This is a genomic window from Peribacillus saganii, from assembly GCF_003429095.1.
Classification (GTDB): domain Bacteria; phylum Bacillota; class Bacilli; order Bacillales; family DSM-1321; genus Peribacillus; species Peribacillus saganii.
The window spans coordinates 32,754-53,750 of record NZ_QVTE01000004.1 but is presented as its reverse complement, the minus strand read 5'-3'; the positions used below and the strand labels follow the sequence as shown (position 1 = coordinate 53,750).

Below are 20,997 nucleotides of genomic sequence, written 5' to 3'. Positions count from 1 at the left end.
CCATTCTTATGTAAACCTGATGCATGTATAATGTCTATTTCTATACGAAGGCCGTAAAACCCTTCAAAAAGGATCTACATCTTGCCAGAAAGGCAATAAGCAGATCCTTTTATCTTATTTAGTTCCGAGGGTATATTTAATTTTGTAAACATCTTGCCGGCGGTCCTTTAGCTGACGAACAGTACCTGATTGGCGCTGACGCCTGAGCACCTCAAGGTCAACATCACCAATCAGCACCATTTCGATATTTGGATTGGTTTCACCGACTATGCCATCTCGGGCATATTCAAAGTCAGAAGGGGCAAAAATTGCTGACTGGGCATATTGGACATCCATATTATCCGTCTGCGGCAGGTTGCCTACTGTTCCGGATATAACGGTATAAATCTGGTTTTCAACTGCCCGCGCCTGGGCACAGTACCTGACTCTTAAATAACCTTGCCGGTCTTCCGTACAGAAAGGGGTAAAAATGATCTTGGCTCCCAGTTCGGTCGCAATCCGCGCAAGCTCAGGAAATTCAATGTCATAACAGATTTGAATCGCAATTCTGCCGCAGTCTGTATCGAACACCTTTACCAAATCCCCCCGGCTCACTCCCCACCATTTCCGTTCATTTGGCGTGATATGGATTTTATACTGCTTTTCGATCGTGCCATCCCGACGAAATAGGTAAGCAATATTATAGATATTGTCATCTTCCTCCATGACTACATGCGAGCCGCCAATGATATTGACATTATATCGGACTGCCAGCGTTGTGAACAGTTCAATATATTGTTCGGTAAACTCGGTTAGCCTTCTTATTGCCAGGCTTGGGGCACGCTCATTCAAAAAGGACATTAATTGTGTCGTGAACAGCTCTGGGAACACGGCAAAATCAGCATGGGCATCGGATGCTACATCCACAAAGTATTCAACCTGATGTGCAAAATCTTCAAATGAGTTAATTTGCCTCATCATATACTGAACTACACATATCCGGACCGGCTGGGAAGTTTTATAGAAGCGATTTGACTGCGGGTGATATTCAACATTATTCCATTCCATAAGAGTGGCATATTTGTTTGATTGCTTATCATCCGGAAGGTAATTCCGGTTGATTCTCATTAGTGTAAAACCATTCAACAGCTGAAACGACAGCACTGGATCATAAATTTTATGAAGCTGTACCTCCGCAACATATTCCCTTGGTGTCATTTCATCAGCATATTTATGGTAGTTGGGAATTCTCCCTCCAATGATGATGCTCTTTAGATTCAGCTGACGAGCGAGCTCTTTCCGGGCTTCATATAGACGGTGGCCAATTTTCATTCTGCGGTAATCCGGATGTACCATAACCTCAATCCCATACATATTGTATCCATCCGGATTGTGATTTGTGATATATCCCTCATCCGTAATATCATCCCAAGAATGACGGTCATCGTACTCATCGAAATTAATAATTAAACTTGAGCAGGACCCAATTATTTGTCCGTCATATTCAGCGCAAAATTGCCCCTCCGGAAAAATGTCTAAATGGCTCTCCAGCTGGTCCCTCCTCCAAGGCTCCATCCCGGGAAAACAAACCGCCTGAAGGGCAATGATTTCATCTATGTCTTTATACTCCATTTTTCTTATTTCCATCTTTTTCTCAAACTTTTGCAAATCCAGCTTATTCATCCGTGTGGCATCTCCTTGTCTATATAAAAGAAATCTTTTTATTTTACCCGTTAGAAGTAAAAAGGAAACGGACCTCGTCCCCCGCAAAGTATGTTCTTTCTTCTTTTCACTTCCCATTCATGGTTTTTTTGCTTCACGTATTCTGCAGGGATGCATATTTTCAAATTGAAATATTTTATTTTTATTATTACAATTAAGTGAAACTGCTAACAGGAAAAGCGGAAGCGCCCTGATAAATGAAGAACGGCTAAGGTCCCCGCAATCGTCACTAAGCTGCCGTTATGTTTGGTGTGATGGATCACTGCCAAAACATTCCTTGTCCTGTGCGTAAGGGCTTTATTTTCCTGCGGCAACAAAGCTGCTTGGCGCTGGAGCTAGACAGCTTTTCTAAAAAAAGTTATTCAATCTTATATTTTAATAAAACGCGCTGCTGTGCTGCCCATTGCAAAACAGTGTCGAAATTTGATACCGATAAGAGGTGGAATGTAAATGGAGTCAACTAACAGCCGCAATGATAACCTGCTTTTTTTTGCTTGGGCCACATCCATAATCGCAATGTTTGGCAGCTTATACTTTTCCGAAATCAAACAATTTGAACCTTGTGAGCTATGCTGGTACCAGCGCATTCTGATGTACCCATTAACCGTTATACTTGGGATTGCCACTGTGAAAAAGCATTACTGGATCAGTATGTATTCAATGGTTCTTTCCGCTATCGGCGCATGTATTTCAGGCTACCATTATCTTATTCAAAAGATTGACTTTTTTTCGGAAGCTGCTCCCTCATGCGGAAGGGTTCCTTGTACCGGACAATATATTAACTGGCTAGGCTTTATCACTATCCCTTTCCTCGCCCTGACCGCCTTTATCATTATTTTTGTTTGCAGTTTGCTTATTTGGTCCAAAATTAGGGAGGTCTCAAAGTGAAAAAAATTATCATATTTCTCGGCATCATTATTGGTCTTTTCGCGGCAATAGCCTTAATTAATAATAATCAGCAAAAAGAAAGTTCTGAGGGTAATCCCTACGGCAAAGATACGCTTCAGGCATCTACAATCGATCAATTAGATGACCCAAACTATCAAAATTTAATTTTGCCTGATGAGCTTAAGAAAAAACTGGACAAGAAAGAGGATGTTACAGTTTATTTCTACAGTCCCGAGTGCCCGCATTGCAAAGAAACAACACCAGTAGTTAACCCGGTTGCAAAGGAAATGGACATTGACCTAGTGCAATACAATCTTCTTGAGTTTGAAGAAGGATGGAATGAATACCGGCTAGAATCAACACCGACAATCGTCCATTACGAAAAAGGCCAGGAAAAGGCACGAATCGTAGGATCCCAAGAAGCCGAGAAATTCAAGGGATTTTTCCAGACAAATGTCAAATAAGAGATAAAAAATTCCCTGCCGATAGAATTGGCAGGGAATTTTCAAGTACATTTATTTTTTATTTAATATTAGTTATGGTTAACACCTGAGTTTTTTAAGCGCTTCCACATGCTTCCAACTAGGTAGAGCATACGGAAACGAGGACATAACACTTTAAATTTCTTAAGTTTTAGTTGTACTATAATATATGCCTAATTATATTAAAAGCTGATTGGCCGCTTCAGTATAAACATAAAAAGATTTCTCAGTACGATCTTCCTGCAGAACAGTGAAATGATCAAGGGTCAGCGGAAAAAACAAACCATAATCATTTAATAAACGGGCGTTATGGATAAATAACTCTTCACTTTTCCGGTCTATCCTGAAATCCAGCATATCTTTTCTTTCCAATATGGACATGATAACCTGAATCGACGTCATTACCTGATAGGCTTCCTTTAATGTTCCAAAATAGCTAAAGTTTTTGCTTTGAGTGTGCAATACCCCTAAATCCGCTAAATGCCTTATTTCCTTGTCAGAAAAATAACGCGGAAAAATGGATTCATAAAAATCAGCAACCAGGTCGCAGATTTCCTGTTCCTGTTCAATTGTTGAAGAAAAGACAACCTTCACAAATAACCCACCCTTTAATAAGTATATATGTCTAATAATATGTTTATCTTTTTTCAGAATACCATATGCCACAGAAAAAGAGGGTGGTAATTATACCCACCCCGCAGATTTCATTAGGCAAAATGGCCTTTTTTCCTCCCTTAAGCTGGGAATCCGCTGACAATAAAATTACAGAATACCATATATTATGTCGAAAGTAGGGAGTATTATGGTTTATACTGTTAAAAATGGAAAATTTTTAGTAATTACAACAAGTGAAGGATGGGAAAATTTAACGCTCGAATCATTATTCAAAAATTATTGGAAAGCCCCAAAAAAACTTGTCCATGAGTGGAGAATGGAAAAGGCTGTACTTGTAAATGACACTGCTCCCTCCTGGACGGTGCCATTTGAGGAAAAAAGCACAATTTCAATTCCGGTATTTAAGGAAGAGCCTATTGAAATTTCTATTTCCAATGAAGAAATTGAAGTTTTATTTGAGGATGATCATTTGCTAGTAGTAAATAAACCAGCCGGGATGGACACACATCCATCTCATCCCTCCGATAACAACACATTACTAAATGCAGTCGCCGGCTATATTGCTGCAAAAGAATGTCATTACGGATTAAAGCATATTCATCGCCTTGATAAAGATACAACTGGAGCTGTTCTTTTTGCAAAGCATCCATTTGCTGGTTCCCTTCTTGATCGGATGCTTGAAGAAAGAAAAATAAAAAGAACATATTTAGCTCTCGTCGAAGGGGTTTTGACTCAGGATAATGGTACAATAAATGAAAAAATCGGACGGGATAGGCATCACGGCACTCGAAGGAGAGTTTCTCCTTCCGGACAGCAGGCTATTACTCATTTTAAGGTACTAAAGCGGATGAAAGACAAAAACCTAACACTGATAAAATGCTCACTGGAAACAGGCCGCACGCACCAAATCAGAGTACATTTACATCATATTGGCCATCCTCTTGCAGGCGATGTGCTGTATTCTGGTAAACCTGTTTTTCCTCGCCAGGCGTTACATGCAGCCGCCCTTCAGCTTCATCATCCTATCACCGGAGAAATAATCAAATGTCTGGCACCCCCGCTTGACAGCCCTCCGATATTTCACGAGGATGATATTAAATTTCTTAATTATTAAATGATTTGGCACCAAAAACCCCTTGCCACTGGCAAGGGGTTACATTGGTTGTTTTAAGCGGAAAGATTTTGCACCTATCGATCAGCTTTACGCATGCTTCTGAAAATAAGGCTAAGCACGAATACAAGTACGATCGCACCAATCAGGGCTGGGATAATCGCAAAGTCGCCTACGACAGGACCCCAATCGCCTAAAATGGCTGTACCTAACCATGCACCGACAAATCCGGCAATGATGTTGCCGATTACGCCAAATGGAACATCACGCCCAATAATCATTCCTGCTAACCAACCGATAATACCACCAACTATTAATGACCATAAAAATTCTAACATGTTTGTTTTCCTCCTTGTAGATTCTTTTTTTACCTGAATATTCATTTACAGGTTCGGAACGAAGCGGCATCCGTCTAATGATGAATTAGTTTGTAGACAGCTTCGGTCCGGACGGCACTTTTTGCTAAGAATCAACTACGGACCCTTCTCTTTACCAGTTACATCAAAACCATGTGCAAATGAATTGATATTATTCCTCTAAACTTCCTTTTGGTTATGGCTGGAGTTCCTGCAGTTTACTGTTCTTTCCGCTTTCAAGTTCCTCTGCCAATAAACCATGTCCGATGATAAGATTACGGCTAGAATTGCCCACTGTCGGGTAACTCAACCTCATCTTATATCTTGTCGATTCTTAGCTGTTTTATACTGCCGCTTGTACTAATTACTTTCCCCTTTTAAATTGATTAAAACCAAAAAACGTATAAAAAAATGTATAACCAAAAAGGATTAAAACCGGTTATTTTGGGTAATTTATAAAATTACTTGTCATTTTATGTATATTTATACATTGTTATACGATGGTATTAAGCAATCAAGCAAAAAAAAGAGAAAAGCTTAATCAGCTTTCCTCTTTGATTTGATAATTGTTAGTTTACAGGTTTACATTAAAAATCGAAATTATCAGGGTCTGCAAAAAAGCGTTCATTCATATTCAAAGCATCAATCTGCTGCATTTCATCAAGGCTTAGTTCAAAATCAAATAAATTAATGTTTTCTTCAATGCGGGAAGGAGTAACAGATTTCGGAATGACAACAATGCCATTTTGCAAATGCCATCTTAGCAGCACTTGTGCAGGTGTCTTTCCATGTTTTTCGGCAATATAGCTGATGGTAGGTTCATCAAGGATCTGCCCCCTGCCCAGCGGAGACCATGCTTCTACAGCAATATTATGTTCTGAACAGAATTTTCTCAATTCTGTCTGTGAGAAACGCGGATGCAGTTCTACTTGGTTAATAACTGGCTTTTCTGTACTGTTTGCAAAAAGATCTTCAAGATGGTGAATTTGGAAATTACTTACACCAATTGCCCGTACGCGCCCATCCTTATAAAGCTTTTCAAGCGCCCTCCATGTTTCCACATACTTTCCCTTTACGGGCCAGTGAACAAGATAAAGATCAATATAATGAAGTCCCAGCTTGGAAATGCTTGTTTCAAACGCTTCCAATGTACTCTCATAGCCCTGGTCGCTATTCCAGACCTTTGTCGTAATAAAGATCTCCTCACGAGAAATTCCGCTTTCTCTTATAGCCTGACCAACACCTTCTTCATTGTTATATAATGCAGCCGTATCTATGGAGCGGTAACCTGCTTCAAGCGCTTTTTTCACAGTCTCAACCGTTTCCGGCCCTTTTTCAACTTTGTATACGCCAAAGCCAAGCTGCGGCATTTTAACGGCATTATGTAAAGTAACTGCAGGAATTTTACGATTCACCATAACTACCTCCTTTTACTTTCTTAAGTATAACATGCAGCAATTCCCCAATCGAAAAATTAGCCTGCCAAGAGAACTTATCGGCAGGCTAATTAATAACAACCATAGTGTTTTATGTCCTTACAAGCCTCAAAATTTTTATTCTAAATTATGTTAATTAAAAGTAATTAAGACTTTTGTAAAGTTTGTGTAAATTTTTGTCGATTTAGCTTCCAATCTTCAGTGTTTATTCGTTACAATGATTTGAGTAATTTTTTATGGGTAATACTTGGATGAAGTAAAAGACAATGGGGGTTATCAAATGGTTTTCAAATCAAAGAAAGACAAATTCGCTAATTTGCTTATCAACATCTCGCAAAACTTAAAAGAAAGTGCAGATTACTTCGCGGATTACAAGCTCGCCAATGTAAGTGATCTAAAGGTATTCTCAGATAAGATGAAAGAGCTTGAAACAAAAGGCGACTCTTATGTGCATGAAGTGATCAAGGAATTGAACAATGCGTTTATTACTCCGCTTGAGCGCGAGGACATCCTAGCACTGGCCATGAGCATGGATGATGTTCTTGATGGGCTTGAGCATTCCTCTGCCATGCTGGAAATGTACTCAATCATTAATGCTGATGAATATATGCTGAAATTCGTTGAGGCAATCCGGGAATGTACGTATGAAATTGAAAAGGCTGTTGATCTGTTATCAACGAAAAAACTTCCGCAAATCCGTGAACACGCAATCAAGATCAAGGACCTTGAATCTCTTTGCGATGGCATACGCCGCCAGTCCATTAAGAATTTATTTACGGTTGAAAAAGATCCTATTCGAATCATGCAATATAAAGAAGTATATGAAGAACTGGAAGAGATCGCTGATAGCTGCCAGGCCGTTGCAAACACACTAGAAACGATCATCATGAAAAACGCATAAGGAGCCACTTGATAAATGGATACTATTTTTATTCTAACCATACTTATCGTCATCGGTGCCCTTGCGTTCGACTTCATAAATGGCTTCCATGATACCGCTAACTCAATAGCGACTTCGGTATCGACAAAAGCGTTAAAGCCGAGACATGCGATTATCCTTGCCGCCGTCATGAATTTCGTCGGCGCTATTTCTTTTACAGGTGTAGCGAAAACGATCACGAAGGATATCGTCGATCCCTTCCAGCTGCAAAACGGTTCAATTGTTATATTGGCTGCTCTGATAGCTGCTATCACCTGGAACCTTATCACATGGTACTACGGAATTCCGAGCAGCTCGTCCCATGCGTTAATTGGTTCCATCGCGGGCGCAGGAATTGCGGCCGCGGGGTTTGGTGCCTTAAAGTGGGAAGGTTTCCTTAAAATCCTTCAAGCACTTATTATCTCGCCCTTGCTCGCATTCGGATTAGGATTTCTTGTTTATAGTATATTTAAGGTTGTCTTTAAAAATAATAATCTGGCCAAGACGAATAAACGTTTCCGATATATCCAAATCGCCACGGCTGCACTTCAGTCGTATACGCATGGTACAAATGATGCCCAAAAAGCAATGGGTATTATTACAATGGCCCTGATTGCGAACAACTATCAATCAACCACAGACATACAGCCATGGGTACAAATCTCCTGTGCAATTGCGATGGGGCTTGGTACATCGGTCGGCGGATGGAAAATCATCAAAACAGTCGGCGGCAAAATCATGAAAATCCGTCCTGTTAATGGTGTAGCAGCAGACTTAACTGGAGCCGCCATCATCTTTGGAGCTACTTACATCCATTTACCAGTTAGTACTACCCACGTTATCTCGTCTTCTATTTTAGGTGTTGGGTCAGCCCACAGACTTAAAGGGGTTAAATGGGGTACTGCGCAGCGGATGATCATCACTTGGTTTATCACGCTTCCTATTGCCGGAAGCCTGGCTGCTCTATCTTACTTTATTTTAAGTATCTTTTTCTAATTAAGAAAAGCGCAAGCGCCCTGTTCAGCCCTAAAAAGGGAATGCTTTCTTAGTTTAATCAAGTCCAAAATCCCCCGTCCGGCAAAAGCTGGCGGGGGATTTTTTCTTAAAGGATCATTACTGTGAAAACGATACTATAAATTATAATTTATCCGCAAACTGGTGAAGTCTGTTTGCCAAGTCCTTGATTTCCTCAATGTTGGCGGATGTCTGTGACATAGATGCTGCTTGCTCCTGGCCTATTGCCGCTATTTTTTCAATTGATTGCCCCATTACTGTCATGGCTTCCTTAATTTGAGCCATCGTTTGATTAATGGTTTGCGTGGAAGTGACCGTTTCTTTAGAAAATTTTCTAATTTCATTGGCTACCACCTCAAATCCCTTACCTTTTTCACCCGCACGTGCAGCCTCTATTGCAGCATTTAATCCGAGCAAATTGGTCTGGTCAGCCACCCGTTTAATTATGGAAAGCACATCGGTGGATTTCTCTACATTTTCTCCTGCTTTATGGGATTCAACGAGAAGATCCTTTGAGAAATTCGCCAGTAAGACTGATCCATTAGCAACACTGCTGATTTGCTCATTCGCCTCTGATAGCGAACCCGATATTTGGTCAACGATCGCTCTCAACTCAGACTGTCTGCGCAGCTGAACTGCAATCCCTCCAATTACCGTTCCTGTTTTATTATGAATCGGTGTAGCGGTTCCAATGAATTCAAATCCATAAAAATCAGCAGGTATGTTAGCCTTTAATGATTTGTTTTCACGTAAGGCTACAGAAAGCGGCTCCTCAGGATTAAGCTGCTGGCCTATCTTAATGTTTAAATTAATGCTTTCGCCTGGCAAATATGCAATAAACTTTTCCAAATCACAAATCGCAATAGATAAATCAGCGGGTATTGCCTCTTTTATAACAGGGATTGTTTCTATAAGTCTATCTAAAGACTCTATTCTGCTAAACAATGATGTAACCTCTCTTCTCCTTTTATGAATAAGCATAGCGAATACATACTAATATGTGTTAAATTTATACAAAACGCAAGCGGTTTATTTCTCAAAGCATCCGGGAAATGGCAATTTAATGTTATGATTTATGATTGCCAGCACTTGATGTTCCTGCCATTTTCCGTTTATTTAATCATTTTTTTGAGCTATTCCTTCTTTATGAAACCCTGCTTTTCCAACACTCGAATGCACGCTATATTATGAAGCATTACACCGGCTTCGATTCGGTGGAGGTTTAACTCCCTAAATGCATAGTCAACATTTAATCTGGCAGCCTCTGTAGTGTAACCAATCCCATTGTTTTTTGTCCAAATAATAACCAATGAACGCACTCTGAAGGGAACCTCTCTTATTACTTTTATCGACTGTACATTATTAATTCTTTACATTTTTATTCCAGCAGATTGTTCCTCTGTGTTAAACAACAAGCGTTTTATTCCACAAATCACTGCTTCTGGATCACCTTTCTGAATATAATGGGCAGTAAGCCAGCTGCATCAGCAGGATACTCGGTGGCATATAACCGCATATTTACTCCGCCAAAAGAATGGCCCACTAAATGAGGGAGGTTTTATCTTTAACTGCAGCAAGAGCTCCTTCAGCTCGCTTGCTATTTCTTTGCTCGTTCTGCGATACTGGCTGTTCTCACTTTCTCCTAATCCTGCTCTATCATAAACAAGCACTTGTGTTTATCTGGCTATTTCCGGGATGATTAAATCCCATGCTTTTGAATAATCTCCATAGCCCAAGTCCAATATAACAGCTGGTTTAATTCTTTTTTCCCCATATATTTTTGCAAAGAGTTTAACATCTTTAACTTGCACAAAAGTTTCCTTCTCCTCTAAAACTGGTTTTAGATTTTGTTTCATTCTAAATCCCCTTATCCATATAGCGTAAGAATCTTTATTAACTAACCCGCCGAACAATAAAGTAAACCCAAACAGATAGTATGGTAACTGTTTGGGTTTACTTTTTGACCAAAGCTAAAAGCCTAAAAACTAAACTGATTTTTCAAGTTACGGCGGTTGTTTATCCGCCTAAATCGTGGCTTTTTCCCTTAATTGACATGGTTATCGCTTACAAAACCTTATAGACTTTTGCTTATAAGCAGATAATAACTTCTAATTAAAAGTCAAAATTATCCGGGTCCGGCCCTACACGGAGATTTTCATTCAGAGCGTCAATCTCTGTCATATCTTCATCTGATAAAGAAAAATCGAATATTGAAGCATTCTCAACTATCCGCCGTTCTTTTGTGGATTTCGGAATCGTTATTACTTCATTTTGCAAATCCCAGCGCAAAATGATCTGGGCTACGGATTTGTTATATTTTTTTGCAATAGCCGATAAGATTTCATTGTCTAACAGCTGGCCCTGCATTAATGGTGACCATGCCTCCAATTGAATGCTTTGCGCACGGCAGTATGAATGAAGTTCCTTCTGGGTTAAACGAGGGTGGTATTCAACCTGATTTATAACAGGTTTAACCTCAGCGTCCTGCATTAAGTCTTCCAAATGATGAATGTGAAAATTGCTTACGCCAATGGACTTAACGCGTCCCTGTTTATAAATAGTTTCTAATGCTCTCCATGCTTCTTTATACTTGCCTTTTACAGGCCAATGAATCAAATATAAATCCAAATAGTCTAATCCAAGTCTTTTTAAACTCGCATCATAGGCTGACAGTGCAGATTCGTACCCCAAATCAGCGTTCCAAACCTTTGAGGTTACAAACAGATCTCCTCTTGAAATGCCAGCCTCTTTCATTCCTTCCGCGATTCCCTGACCAACGCCTTCTTCATTTTGGTAGATTGCTGCTGTATCAATACTGCGATAACCGTTTTTAATAGCTGTTTTAACAGCATTCACCAGCTCTGGTCCTTCTTCTACTTTAAAAACTCCTAAACCAAACCAGGGCATTTTCACGCCATTATTCAAAGTTTTTGTATCCTGCAAATTTTTTACCATTACAATTCCCTCCTTGAAAAATTTCTTTCCTTATCATTGCATATATTGGAATAAATTACTCTATCCAAGAATTCATTTTACCCTTTTCTAGTGCGGAGTTGGTTGCCAAAGTATTTAATATTCCCATAGCAATATTGTGGTCAGCATCCAAACTAATATTTCCATGATATTTTTTTAAAATTATATTAAAATTCAGATAAGGGATTACATGAACATAAGGGGTCCTCAATGATGCATATGCCTGAAAAGAGAAAAGATTTGTTTAAAGGAGTATTTGGCGATCTCGAGGAATTTGCTGATCTTATCAGCAACGTCCTCGGGTGTCCGATTACAATTGAAGATGGCAGCCATAGGCTGCTAGCCTATAGCATGCACGGGGATGCAACCGATAAAGCCAGAATCTCGACCATCATCGGCAGACGGGTTCCAGAAAAAGTAATTAATAGCCTATGGAAAGAAGGAATTTTGCCTGCCCTGCTGCGTGAAGACGCTCCCATCAGGGTTGAGTCGATTTCTGAAGTAGGTCTCGGGAATCGTGCAGCAGTTTCAATCCGGAAAAACAATGAAGTACTTGGTTTTATCTGGGCTCTTGAAGTCGATAAGCCATTTTCGGACGTAGATATGGAGTTTCTCCACCTCGCCGCAAAAGAAGCAAAGAACCAGCTGTTACAGCATCAGATTAGAAAGAAGAAAAAAGAAGAAAGCTATCAGGAGTTTTTATGGCAGCTTCTAACCGGCCACTATCAGACAGAAAGCGACCTTGAGGAGCGCCTCGCCCGTTTCACTTTTCAAATGCCTGACTTTTTTTCCATATTAGTTTTCAGATTCCCCCTTGAAATCACAGATGAGCTTGAACAGAAAATTTCCTATATGCTAACAATCACACAGAAGGTAAAAGTCCCCTTTTTCACGATTGATCAAAATAGGCTTATTTTGCTCGCCGGAGAAAGGGATGAACAGTTGTTCCGCTCCGTTGTAAAGGAATTTATCCCTTATTTTGTAATGCAGATGAAACAGAGATTTGGAGTTGAGGACATATATGGAGCGTCCGGCCAAATATACCATCGGCTGCTTAATGGGGTGCAAAGTTATCAGGAAGCGCTTTATGTATTGAAAATCAAAGATATTTTTCAGGCGGAAACAGAGAAATTTTATTTATTCGAAGAGCTTGGAATTTACCAATACCTTGACGTGCTTTCATACTACCGAAAACCTATGCAAACTGAGAACGTAGCTATCGACAAATTAAAAGCTTATGATGCCAAGCACCAAACCGACTTACTTAACACACTGACAGTGTTTCTACATAAAGACAGCAATCCAAATGAGGCAGCAAAAAGTCTGCACGTACATGTAAATACATTAAACTACCGTTTAAAGAGGATTTCAGAAATAGGCAATATTAGCCTTAAAGATCCACTGCAAAAGATCGCTTTGTTTCTTCATTTAAAATTGCTGACATATGAAGCTGCAGAGGCTAAGAAAAAGCTCTGAACCATACATTTTAAATGGACATGACAAAGGTAAATTAAGGGCTTGGCGAATGACAGGGTTTAACGAATAACCGATTTTCGCGAAAAAATTATCGCGGAATTAAGCGGCATTTCCACGGCACAGAATCACCATACCATTTAATAGAAGGCTATGTTAAAGCTCATTGTTTTTGACATTTTGTTGATTGGAGTGGAAGGTGCGAGACTCCTGCGGGAAAAGCGGGTCAAGGGAGACCCCGCAGGCGCAAGCGCCTGAGGCTTCCTAACCGCCCGCGGAAAATGAGTACCTGGAGCGGAAATCAACAGGCGAGTTTAACGTAGTAATAAGGAGACATACCGCATGCATTTAGAGTCGAAGGAGTTGCTCAAGCAGGAATTAATGTTGATCGAAAAGTGGGAAGGCAACCAGAAAGGGTTATGGTTCTGGGAGCGTCTCGGGCGTCTGCCTTTTAAAATACTTGATAAGCTGACTCCATCCTTTATCCAAAGTAAAATAGGCGCTATGCTTGATGAATTGGGAAGCTTCATCCAAAATGGCGGCCAGTATCTAACCAGCGAGAAGACCGTGTTGAAAAAAATCCAGCAGCTCACATCGGAGCGGCAGATTATGTCCATAGCGGATGTTCAGCGAGTTCCCCTTGCAGTGATGGCGGCAGTCAGCGAGGATTTGAAAAAGAGCCGCGGCAAGGCTGCTACTGTACAAGGTGCAGCAACAGGTTTAGGCGGTTTGTTCACCTTGGCTTTAGACATTCCCGTTCTTCTTGGTTTATCTTTAAAAACTTTGCAGGAGATTGCTATTATTCACGGTTATGATCCAAACGATCGAACCGAGAGAATGTTCATAGTGAAATGCCTTCAGTTTACTTCCGCTGATATTGTCGGCAAAGAAGCAATATTAAATGAATTATCCAACTACAACAAAGCTGGCAGCAGGCCGAAGGAAATGATGTCCCAGCTGCAGGGGTGGCGGGAAGTAGTCTATACATACCGTGATCAATTTGGCTGGAAAAAGCTTCTTCAGATGGTTCCGGTCGCAGGAATGATCTTTGGAGCACTTACCAACCGGTCTATGGTACAGGATATAGCTGAAACCGGAACAATGCTGTACAGGAAACGGAGAATCCTTGACCGATTAAAGGAATTTGAGGAAAAAGCATGAGGTGTATTACTTGTATGGATCTACAAGATTTAAAAAGGATTTCAGGGAGGCCAAAGCCGCTCTTACTATACAAGGCCATATTGTTGGCTTTTTCGAAAAAGGAAAAGGTATAGAAATTACAGAGGAACAAGAAAAAATGATATGTTCGGTGAAATCTTTATCATTGTTGACATTGGCTTTATTTGGTGAAAGTACAAATAATGAAATAGAATACAAAAAGCAAAAGGAAAAGCTGTGCATTATTTATCGGACTATTAATTATTTTGAAGAGGCTTTGTGGAATTCCACAAAGCCTCACTTTTATATTCTCATCATTGCACAAACAAACCTTTAGCGTTTCACCGTATACTTTTCGTACAAGGGGATTTTTAATTTTTGGAGGTATATGCACATGAGAATTGGTATTCCTAAAGAGATTAAGAACAATGAGAATCGTGTTGCGATCACCCCTGCTGGTGTTGTTGCCTTAGCTTCAAAGCATGAGGTTTTTATTGAAAAAAACGCTGGCATGGGGAGCGGATTTACAAATGAAGCTTATATGGCTGCAGGGGCAACCATCGTTGAAACAGCAGCGGATGTATGGGAAACTGCTGAAATGATCATGAAAGTGAAAGAACCGCTTCCAAGCGAATATATGTATTTCCGGAAAGGTTTAATCCTGTTTACTTATCTTCATCTGGCTGCGGAGCCGGAACTGGCACAAGCTCTAAAGGATAGCTCTGTCTTGGCAATTGCTTATGAAACAGTATCAGTTAACAATTCACTGCCTCTTTTAACTCCTATGAGTGAAGTAGCAGGCCGCATGGCAGCTCAAATCGGCGCGCAGTTCCTTGAAAAGCCTAAAGGCGGAAAAGGTATTTTGCTAAGCGGTGTGCCAGGTGTCAAGCGCGGAAAAGTAACGATTATCGGCGGCGGAGTAGTAGGAACAAATGCTGCCAAGTTGGCTGTTGGTCTTGGGGCAGATGTTACTCTTATTGACTTGAATCCAGACCGGCTGCGCCAGCTGGATGATATTTTTGGCAACCAAATTACCACATTAATTTCCAACCCATTCAACGTAGCTCAAGCAGTTGCAGAGTCTGACCTTGTTATCGGAGCAGTTCTGATACCGGGTGCAAAAGCTCCAAAGCTTGTTTCAGAGGAAATGGTTAAAGCGATGTCTCCTGGCTCTGTTATTGTTGACGTGGCAATTGACCAAGGCGGTATTTTTGAAACAGTGGACCATATCACAACACATGATAATCCAACTTATGTAAAACATGGTGTTGTTCATTACGCAGTTGCGAATATGCCGGGAGCTGTTCCACAGACTTCTACAATCGCACTTACTAATGTAACAGTTCCCTATGCACTGCAAATTGCCAATAAAGGGGCGGTATCAGCTATCCTTGAAAACTCAGCTCTTGCCAAAGGAGTAAACACAGCAAATGGTGAGATTACTTTTGAAGCAGTAGCCCGCGACCTTGGATACACTTATGTACCGGTTAAAGATGCATTGCAAAATGATAGTGTAAGTGCATAATTTTCATTAACGAAAGCCAGGGAGCGAATGCCCCCTGGCTCTTATAATTATGTCGTGTAAGACGAAAATCGGCCAAATGTTATTTCCCCGCTGCTAACCCTTTAATTTTTTTCGTGCAGCTGTTCATTGCCGAAAGGATTGCCCCCCTAAATCGGCTATTCTCCAGTTCCGCAACCGCTTCAATGGTTGCTCCTCCTGGGGTGCACACATCATCTTTGAGGGAACCCGGATGCCTTCCAGTTTCCAGCACCATTTTTGCAGCTCCCAAAACTGCCTGGGCCGCAAGCCTGTATGCCTGCTCACGCGGAATTCCCTGCCGGACCCCACCATCTGCAAGTGCCTCAATAAACATAAACGCATACGCTGGAGATGAGCCGCTGATAGCGGGAATCGCATCCATGAGGTGTTCAGAAATGATTTCTGTTTTCCCAACGCTGCCCAGAATGTTTATGATGGCCTCTAAATCATCCGCTGTTACCGATTCGTTTGGACATAGAGCAGTCATTCCCTCTCCAACTAACGAAGGGGTATTGGGCATAGTCCGGACTGCCTTTACCTTCCGCCCAAACCTGGCCTCTACATCACCTAGCGACACTCCGGCGGCAATCATCACAATAATGGCGTCTGTACGAATATCATCTTTAATTTCTGTAATTACTTTATTATAAAGACCCGGTTTCACCGCTAAAAAAAGGACATCTGCAAATTCAGCAATTTCCCTATTATTCTTGGTTCCTACTATCCCAAATGTTTCTTTCGCTATTGCTACTGTTTCATCCGTTGAAGCACTCACTTTGACCTGCCGCGGGATAGCTAGTCCGGATTTAATGATTCCGGAAAGTATAGCCTGTCCCATCTTTCCAAAGCCAATGAAGCCTATTGTTTTATCCATAGTATCCCTTCCGTTTCCATGTATGTACTGTTCAGTGTCATATCCATTATACGGTAAAATACGAAACGACAGCAGAAATTCACTGTCGTGTACAATGCATTATCTAAATTTATAGCCTGTTGTTGCTATTGCCCGCTTAATTGTCATTGCCTGCTGTCGCAGATCGCCCATCCCCTGAAAGTGCAAATAAAGAACACGCGGTTCCTCCTGGATCATGTGATTATGTATCGCGGATACCTCTATCCTGCCTTTTCTTAATTCGTCCACAACCTGGTTTATTTCGTCTTCCATTAAAGCCATTTCGCCCATTACAGCTGTTTTTCCATCAATAGTTTCAAAACCCATATGGAAAACTAATTCCATCGTTTCCGATGATAATTTTATCCCCATATGAGTCACATTAAGATCTTCTCGAACAATTTCAACTTTACATATACCTTTCTCTGCTTCAACCTTGGTATCGAATATCTCCTCCAGCATCATGCAATTTGTCTGTGCGGATGCATTTGCAGGAAATGTTAAGGCACAGCATAATAAAGTTAAAAGAAAAATATGTTTCATATGTCACCTCCTCTAATTTATTATTTGAAAATGAGATATCATTTATCCTTTTTTCAATCACTAGTAAAATCAGACCCCTTCGTTTGAATAATAAGTTTTGTATCCTGGAAATATCCAAATAGTCAGCGTTTTTTCTTACCGGGCATGAATCCCGATATTCAATTTGTTATCGACTCATAAGGGTATATAATAGCAGGGCAAAAAAGGAGGAAATAAGATGGATAAACCACATGCATTTTTACCAGTTTCCAGAGACTTTTTTGACCGGCCTACTCTAGAGCTGGCAAAGGAATTGCTTGGCTGCCTTCTTGTAAAGGAAGCAGAGGACGGGCTAGCCGCAGGTTATATTGTGGAAACGGAAGCCTATATTGGGCCAGGAGACAGGGCAGCACACAGCTTTGAGAACCGGAGGACAAAAAGAACGGAAATAATGTTTGCAGACTCCGGTTATGCCTATACATACCTCATGCATACTCATTGTCTAGTTAATGTAGTAAGCGGCGGTTCGGCTAATCCGGAAGCTGTTTTAATCAGGGCAATTGAACCAGCATATGGAACAGAATTAATGAGCGCGAGAAGACGAGGAGCTTTTGGAAAAAACATCGCCAATGGCCCGGGCAAGCTGACAAAAGCGCTTGGAATTTCGATGGAGGACTATGGCCATCCGCTTTGGCAGTCTCCTCTCTTTATTGCAGAAGGAACTCCTCCCCATAGCATAACGGAAGGAAAGCGGATCGGAATAGAAAATTCCGGGGAAGCCAGGGACTATCTCTGGCGTTTCTGGATTACTGGAAATCAATTTGTATCAAGGCACCGCAAAGAGGAGAAATAAAACAAAAGCGCAGGCGCACTGTTCGAAGGACGAACGGCTAGGATCGCCATGTCCTGTGGCAACGCCGTTCTGACCCACATCCGACAAAGGAACGTCGACTAACTTCTGGCACGTCCTGTGCCAAACATCGACGCCAGCACGTCCTTACAAAGCTAACGCTTTGTTTCGTGCGATGTATCGGTGCCGTAGCGTTCCTTGTCCTGTGCGTCGGTGCTGGGCGCTGGAGCTAGAGATAGACAAACTCTTTTGTTAACCACAACTCAGGAATTTTATAATTTCTTAAACAAGAACAAAAGGTTCTATTCTTTTTCGTTTTTAGTCATTACAATTATATATGACTGTATATTTGGCAAAAAGGAGGAGGAGCGATGAATGTCAGATACCGTTTTATCATGACATTTATTCTTATATTGCTTGTCCTGTGCGGCTGTTCTGGAAAAAATGATAGGAAAACTGAATTAACAATATCTGCAGCCGCCAGTTTGCAAAATGCCTTGTATGATATAAAAAAGGCATTTGAGGCAGAACATCCTGGTATCAAATTAAACTTTAACTTTGGTGCCTCAGGCACACTTCAACAGCAAATTACCCAGGGTGCTCCGGTTGACCTCTTTTTCTCTGCTGCAGAAGACAAGTTTGATAAACTGGTTGAAGACGGTCTGATTAAGAAGGAAAACGCAGCAGACCTTGTAGGAAATGAACTTGTGATTGTAGTACCAACGGGTTCGACAAAAGAAATTCATGGCTTTGAGGATCTCGCCAAAGCAGAAAAAATTTCCATTGGTACACCGGAATCTGTACCGGCTGGAGCCTATGCCAAAGAAACATTGGAAACCTTGCATGTTTGGGAAATTCTCTCAGATAAAATGGTCTATGCCAAAGATGTTCGCCAAGCGCTTACATATGCTGAAACGGGTAATGTCGATGCAAGTATTGTTTATAAAACAGATGCTATAATCTCCAAAAAAGCTGGGATTGCTGCAACGGCTATAAAAAATAGCCACTCCCCTATCATTTATCCAGCGGGAATTATTCAGAACAGTTCCCATCCAAAAGAAGCGGAATTATTCTTTGATTTTCTTCAAGACGATAAATCTATCGAGGCTCTTGAAAAGCACGGGTTTAATAGACTGCAGTGATAAACATTATCCCCGTCATGATTGTCCTCTGGAAACTGCTGATGGGGCAATAAATGAAAGGCTCGTAAAACTTAAAGCGAATTCAGGATTTCCTTCCCTTCATTTTTAGGGCTGTTCACGAGGGGTGAGACAGGATATGCTTCCATCTTTTCCGGGTTATATGGCACAAGCAGCTGCTTTATTGACTGTCCGTCGGTATTTTCCGAATTCAGCCATTCTTTTTCAGCCTCTCTAGTCAGAATAACTGGCATCCGGTCATGAATCTCTTTCATTAATACATTCGCTTCTGTGGTGATAATGGTGCAGGAGTGGATGGTTTGCCCTTCCTGCTCCCAGCGGTCCCATAGACCGGCGAAGGCAAACGGCTCCCCGCTTTTCAGCCGGATATGGAATGGCTGCTTAAGCTTCTCAATCTGTTTCCATTCGTAAAATCCATCCGCCGGAATAAGACATCGCCTTCTGGATAAAAGACGTTTAAAGCTTGCCTTCTCACCAAGGGTTTCGGCTCTGGCGTTAATCATTTTATAGCCGATTTTCGGATCGCTTGCCCAGGATGGGACCAGCCCCCATTTTAAAAAACCGCCTTTATTCCCCTTGGACCCCCGTACAACAGCAATTACTTCCTGGCTGGGTGCTATATTATAACGGGCAGCAAAGTCGACATCTGCAAGCTCTGCCAGTTCAAATCGTTCATACAGTTTCGTTAAATCCGAAAAAAGATTATAGCGTCCGCACATATGATACTCCACCCTTTTTCTTTATTTTCAGCCTGTTAATCTTCAGTATCACTCAGGTTTACATTATTTACTAAATATTATAAGAAACATTTATTTAATCATAGACCAATCCCGCCTTTTTCTTCCATTATTAAGCTCTTCCCGTTTTTCTTGGCAAAACAAAGGCTCCACCTTCGCTTTTTGAATCATTTTTTAGTAGAATAAGGTAGTTCAATTATATTAATTTTGATAGGTGTAAAAACCTATAAACTAATAAGGAAGGTTTTTAATTATGAAAAAATTATTATCTATTTTCTTATGTTTGGTTCTGCTTAGCGCCATTTTATCAGCATGTGGCACAAAAGAAGAAGGCCAGGATGCCGAAAAGGAAAAAGACAGTAAAAAAACAGATGCTGTTTTTAAAATAGGTGCGATCCCAGACCAGAATGCTGCAGATTTAAATAGAAGCATGGGGGAACTTGCTGACTATTTAAGCAAGGAAACCGGCTTCCAGGTTGAGTATGTGCCGTCTGTAGATTATGCAGCTTTAGTTACCGCCTTTGAACGAGGCGAAATCCAGCTTGCCTGGTTTGGCGGATTGACTGGCGTTCAGGCGCGCAGCTTGGTGCCTGAAGCGGAAGCCATTGCGCAGAGACCGATGGACAAGGAATTCCATTCTGTGTATATCGCTAATAGCGAGACAGCCATCACTAAGTTAGAAGATGTTAAAGGAAAAAGTTTTACATTTGGCAGTGAGAGTTCAACTTCCGGACATTTAATGCCTCGTTATTTTATGGAGCAGGCAGGAATCAGCCCGGATAAAGATTTAAATGGGGCGCCTAACTTTTCAGGATCCCATGATAAAACTTATAAGCTTGTTGAATCTGGCGCATTCCAGGCCGGTGCTTTAAATGAGCAAGTGTGGAAAAGCGCGATTGACGAAAAACTTGTAGATACTAATAAAGTGAAAGTAATCCATACCACCCCTGCTTATTTTGATTATAATTGGACCATTAACGATGTCAGTGAGAAGTTCGGAAACGACGCGAAGGACAAAGTGAAACAAGCACTTCTCTCTATAAACGGGGAGCAAGAGGAAATCATGTCATTATTCGGTTCTGATTCTTTCATTGAAACAAACAATGACAATTACAAAGCGATTGAGGAAGTTGCAAAAGAACTCAAGATCATCAAGTAGGTGAACAT

21 protein-coding genes and 2 pseudogenes are annotated in these 20,997 nt (G+C 41.0%); 12 read left to right on the top strand and 11 right to left on the bottom strand.

Going from position 1 to position 20,997, the window contains the following annotated elements; translation table 11 throughout:
* Nucleotides 1–114: 114 nt before the first annotated feature.
* On the bottom strand, nt 115–1,662 hold the full coding sequence (locus D0469_RS01650) for a bifunctional GNAT family N-acetyltransferase/carbon-nitrogen hydrolase family protein (protein ID WP_117324921.1): 1,548 nt from the start codon (nt 1,660–1,662) through the stop codon (nt 115–117).
* 489 nt (nt 1,663–2,151) lie between these two features.
* Between D0469_RS01650 and D0469_RS01645 the strand changes: the two genes are divergently transcribed.
* Entirely contained in the window at nt 2,152–2,589 is a 438-nt protein-coding gene (locus D0469_RS01645; RefSeq protein ID WP_117324920.1) for a disulfide oxidoreductase, read from the top strand.
* Nucleotides 2,586–3,053: a thioredoxin family protein gene (locus D0469_RS01640; protein WP_117324919.1), complete on the top strand. Its 468-nt coding sequence runs from the start codon at nt 2,586–2,588 to the stop codon at nt 3,051–3,053. The genes D0469_RS01645 and D0469_RS01640 overlap by 4 nt, the downstream gene beginning before the upstream one ends.
* 195 nt (nt 3,054–3,248) lie before the next feature.
* Here the strand turns inward: D0469_RS01640 and D0469_RS01635 are convergent, their stop codons facing one another.
* A complete protein-coding gene (locus D0469_RS01635; RefSeq protein WP_233522912.1) occupies nt 3,249–3,665 on the bottom strand; it encodes a DUF5365 family protein in 417 nt (138 codons plus the stop codon).
* 208 nt (nt 3,666–3,873) lie between these two features.
* Here D0469_RS01635 and D0469_RS01630 point away from each other — a divergent pair, with 208 nt between their 5' ends.
* On the top strand, nt 3,874–4,800 hold the full coding sequence (locus D0469_RS01630) for an RluA family pseudouridine synthase (RefSeq protein ID WP_117324918.1): 927 nt from the start codon (nt 3,874–3,876) through the stop codon (nt 4,798–4,800).
* 74 nt (nt 4,801–4,874) lie between these two features.
* On the opposite strand, the gene D0469_RS01625 is transcribed toward D0469_RS01630, so the two are convergent.
* A complete protein-coding gene (locus D0469_RS01625) occupies nt 4,875–5,135 on the bottom strand; it encodes a GlsB/YeaQ/YmgE family stress response membrane protein (RefSeq protein ID WP_117324917.1) in 261 nt (86 codons plus the stop codon).
* A 605-nt stretch (nt 5,136–5,740) separates the two neighbouring features.
* Nucleotides 5,741–6,571 carry an aldo/keto reductase gene (locus D0469_RS01620; RefSeq protein WP_117324916.1) on the bottom strand — a complete coding sequence of 277 codons (831 nt, stop codon included), beginning with the start codon at nt 6,569–6,571 and terminating at the stop codon, nt 5,741–5,743.
* A 298-nt stretch (nt 6,572–6,869) separates the two neighbouring features.
* Here D0469_RS01620 and D0469_RS01615 point away from each other — a divergent pair, with 298 nt between their 5' ends.
* Entirely contained in the window at nt 6,870–7,490 is a 621-nt protein-coding gene (locus D0469_RS01615; RefSeq protein WP_117324915.1) for a DUF47 domain-containing protein, read from the top strand.
* Nucleotides 7,491–7,505: 15 nt separating this feature from the next.
* Nucleotides 7,506–8,504: an inorganic phosphate transporter gene (locus tag D0469_RS01610; RefSeq protein WP_117324914.1), complete on the top strand. Its 999-nt coding sequence runs from the start codon at nt 7,506–7,508 to the stop codon at nt 8,502–8,504.
* Between the two features lie 141 nt (nt 8,505–8,645).
* On the opposite strand, the pseudogene D0469_RS22045 reads toward D0469_RS01610, so the two are convergent.
* The 4 genes and pseudogenes from D0469_RS22045 to D0469_RS01590 form a co-directional block, all read right to left on the bottom strand.
* Nucleotides 8,646–8,975: pseudogene (locus D0469_RS22045) on the bottom strand (methyl-accepting chemotaxis protein); the annotation flags it as partial.
* 663 nt (nt 8,976–9,638) lie between these two features.
* Nucleotides 9,639–9,857 (bottom strand): annotated as a pseudogene (locus tag D0469_RS21455) (GNAT family N-acetyltransferase); the annotation flags it as partial.
* A 341-nt stretch (nt 9,858–10,198) separates the two neighbouring features.
* Nucleotides 10,199–10,378 (bottom strand): hypothetical protein, encoded by a 180-nt coding sequence (locus D0469_RS01595; protein WP_117324912.1) that lies wholly within the window; start codon nt 10,376–10,378, stop codon nt 10,199–10,201.
* 256 nt (nt 10,379–10,634) lie between these two features.
* Complete coding sequence (locus D0469_RS01590; RefSeq protein WP_117324911.1) at nt 10,635–11,477, bottom strand: aldo/keto reductase; 843 nt, start codon at nt 11,475–11,477, stop codon at nt 10,635–10,637.
* 237 nt (nt 11,478–11,714) lie between these two features.
* Between D0469_RS01590 and D0469_RS01585 the strand changes: the two genes are divergently transcribed.
* The 4 genes from D0469_RS01585 (at nt 11,715) to ald (ending at nt 15,651) form a co-directional block, all read left to right on the top strand.
* On the top strand, nt 11,715–12,971 hold the full coding sequence (locus D0469_RS01585) for a PucR family transcriptional regulator (protein WP_117324940.1): 1,257 nt from the start codon (nt 11,715–11,717) through the stop codon (nt 12,969–12,971).
* 339 nt (nt 12,972–13,310) lie between these two features.
* On the top strand, nt 13,311–14,129 hold the full coding sequence (locus D0469_RS01580) for an EcsC family protein (RefSeq protein WP_117324910.1): 819 nt from the start codon (nt 13,311–13,313) through the stop codon (nt 14,127–14,129).
* Nucleotide 14,130: 1 nt separating this feature from the next.
* The gene (locus D0469_RS01575) at nt 14,131–14,463 is read left to right on the top strand and encodes a hypothetical protein (protein WP_233522911.1); all 333 of its coding nucleotides are present in this window, start codon (nt 14,131–14,133) and stop codon (nt 14,461–14,463) included.
* Between the two features lie 57 nt (nt 14,464–14,520).
* Nucleotides 14,521–15,651, top strand: coding sequence for an alanine dehydrogenase (ald, locus tag D0469_RS01570; RefSeq protein WP_117324909.1), 1,131 nt, complete (start codon nt 14,521–14,523; stop codon nt 15,649–15,651).
* Between the two features lie 79 nt (nt 15,652–15,730).
* On the opposite strand, the gene proC is transcribed toward ald, so the two are convergent.
* On the bottom strand, nt 15,731–16,543 hold the full coding sequence (proC, locus tag D0469_RS01565) for a pyrroline-5-carboxylate reductase (RefSeq protein ID WP_117324908.1): 813 nt from the start codon (nt 16,541–16,543) through the stop codon (nt 15,731–15,733).
* Nucleotides 16,544–16,642: 99 nt separating this feature from the next.
* Entirely contained in the window at nt 16,643–17,104 is a 462-nt protein-coding gene (locus D0469_RS01560; protein ID WP_117324907.1) for a DUF1259 domain-containing protein, read from the bottom strand.
* 217 nt (nt 17,105–17,321) lie between these two features.
* Between D0469_RS01560 and D0469_RS01555 the strand changes: the two genes are divergently transcribed.
* Both D0469_RS01555 and modA read left to right on the top strand, forming a co-directional pair.
* Nucleotides 17,322–17,936, top strand: coding sequence for a DNA-3-methyladenine glycosylase (locus D0469_RS01555; protein WP_117324906.1), 615 nt, complete (start codon nt 17,322–17,324; stop codon nt 17,934–17,936).
* A gap of 368 nt (nt 17,937–18,304) precedes the next feature.
* Nucleotides 18,305–19,075 carry a molybdate ABC transporter substrate-binding protein gene (gene modA, locus D0469_RS01550; protein WP_117324905.1) on the top strand — a complete coding sequence of 257 codons (771 nt, stop codon included), beginning with the start codon at nt 18,305–18,307 and terminating at the stop codon, nt 19,073–19,075.
* A 71-nt stretch (nt 19,076–19,146) separates the two neighbouring features.
* Here the strand turns inward: modA and D0469_RS01545 are convergent, their stop codons facing one another.
* Nucleotides 19,147–19,812: an SOS response-associated peptidase gene (locus tag D0469_RS01545; RefSeq protein ID WP_117324904.1), complete on the bottom strand. Its 666-nt coding sequence runs from the start codon at nt 19,810–19,812 to the stop codon at nt 19,147–19,149.
* Nucleotides 19,813–20,083: 271 nt separating this feature from the next.
* On the opposite strand from D0469_RS01545, the gene D0469_RS01540 reads away from it, so the two are divergent.
* A complete protein-coding gene (locus D0469_RS01540; RefSeq protein WP_117324903.1) occupies nt 20,084–20,989 on the top strand; it encodes a putative selenate ABC transporter substrate-binding protein in 906 nt (301 codons plus the stop codon).
* Nucleotides 20,990–20,997: the final 8 nt, after the last annotated feature.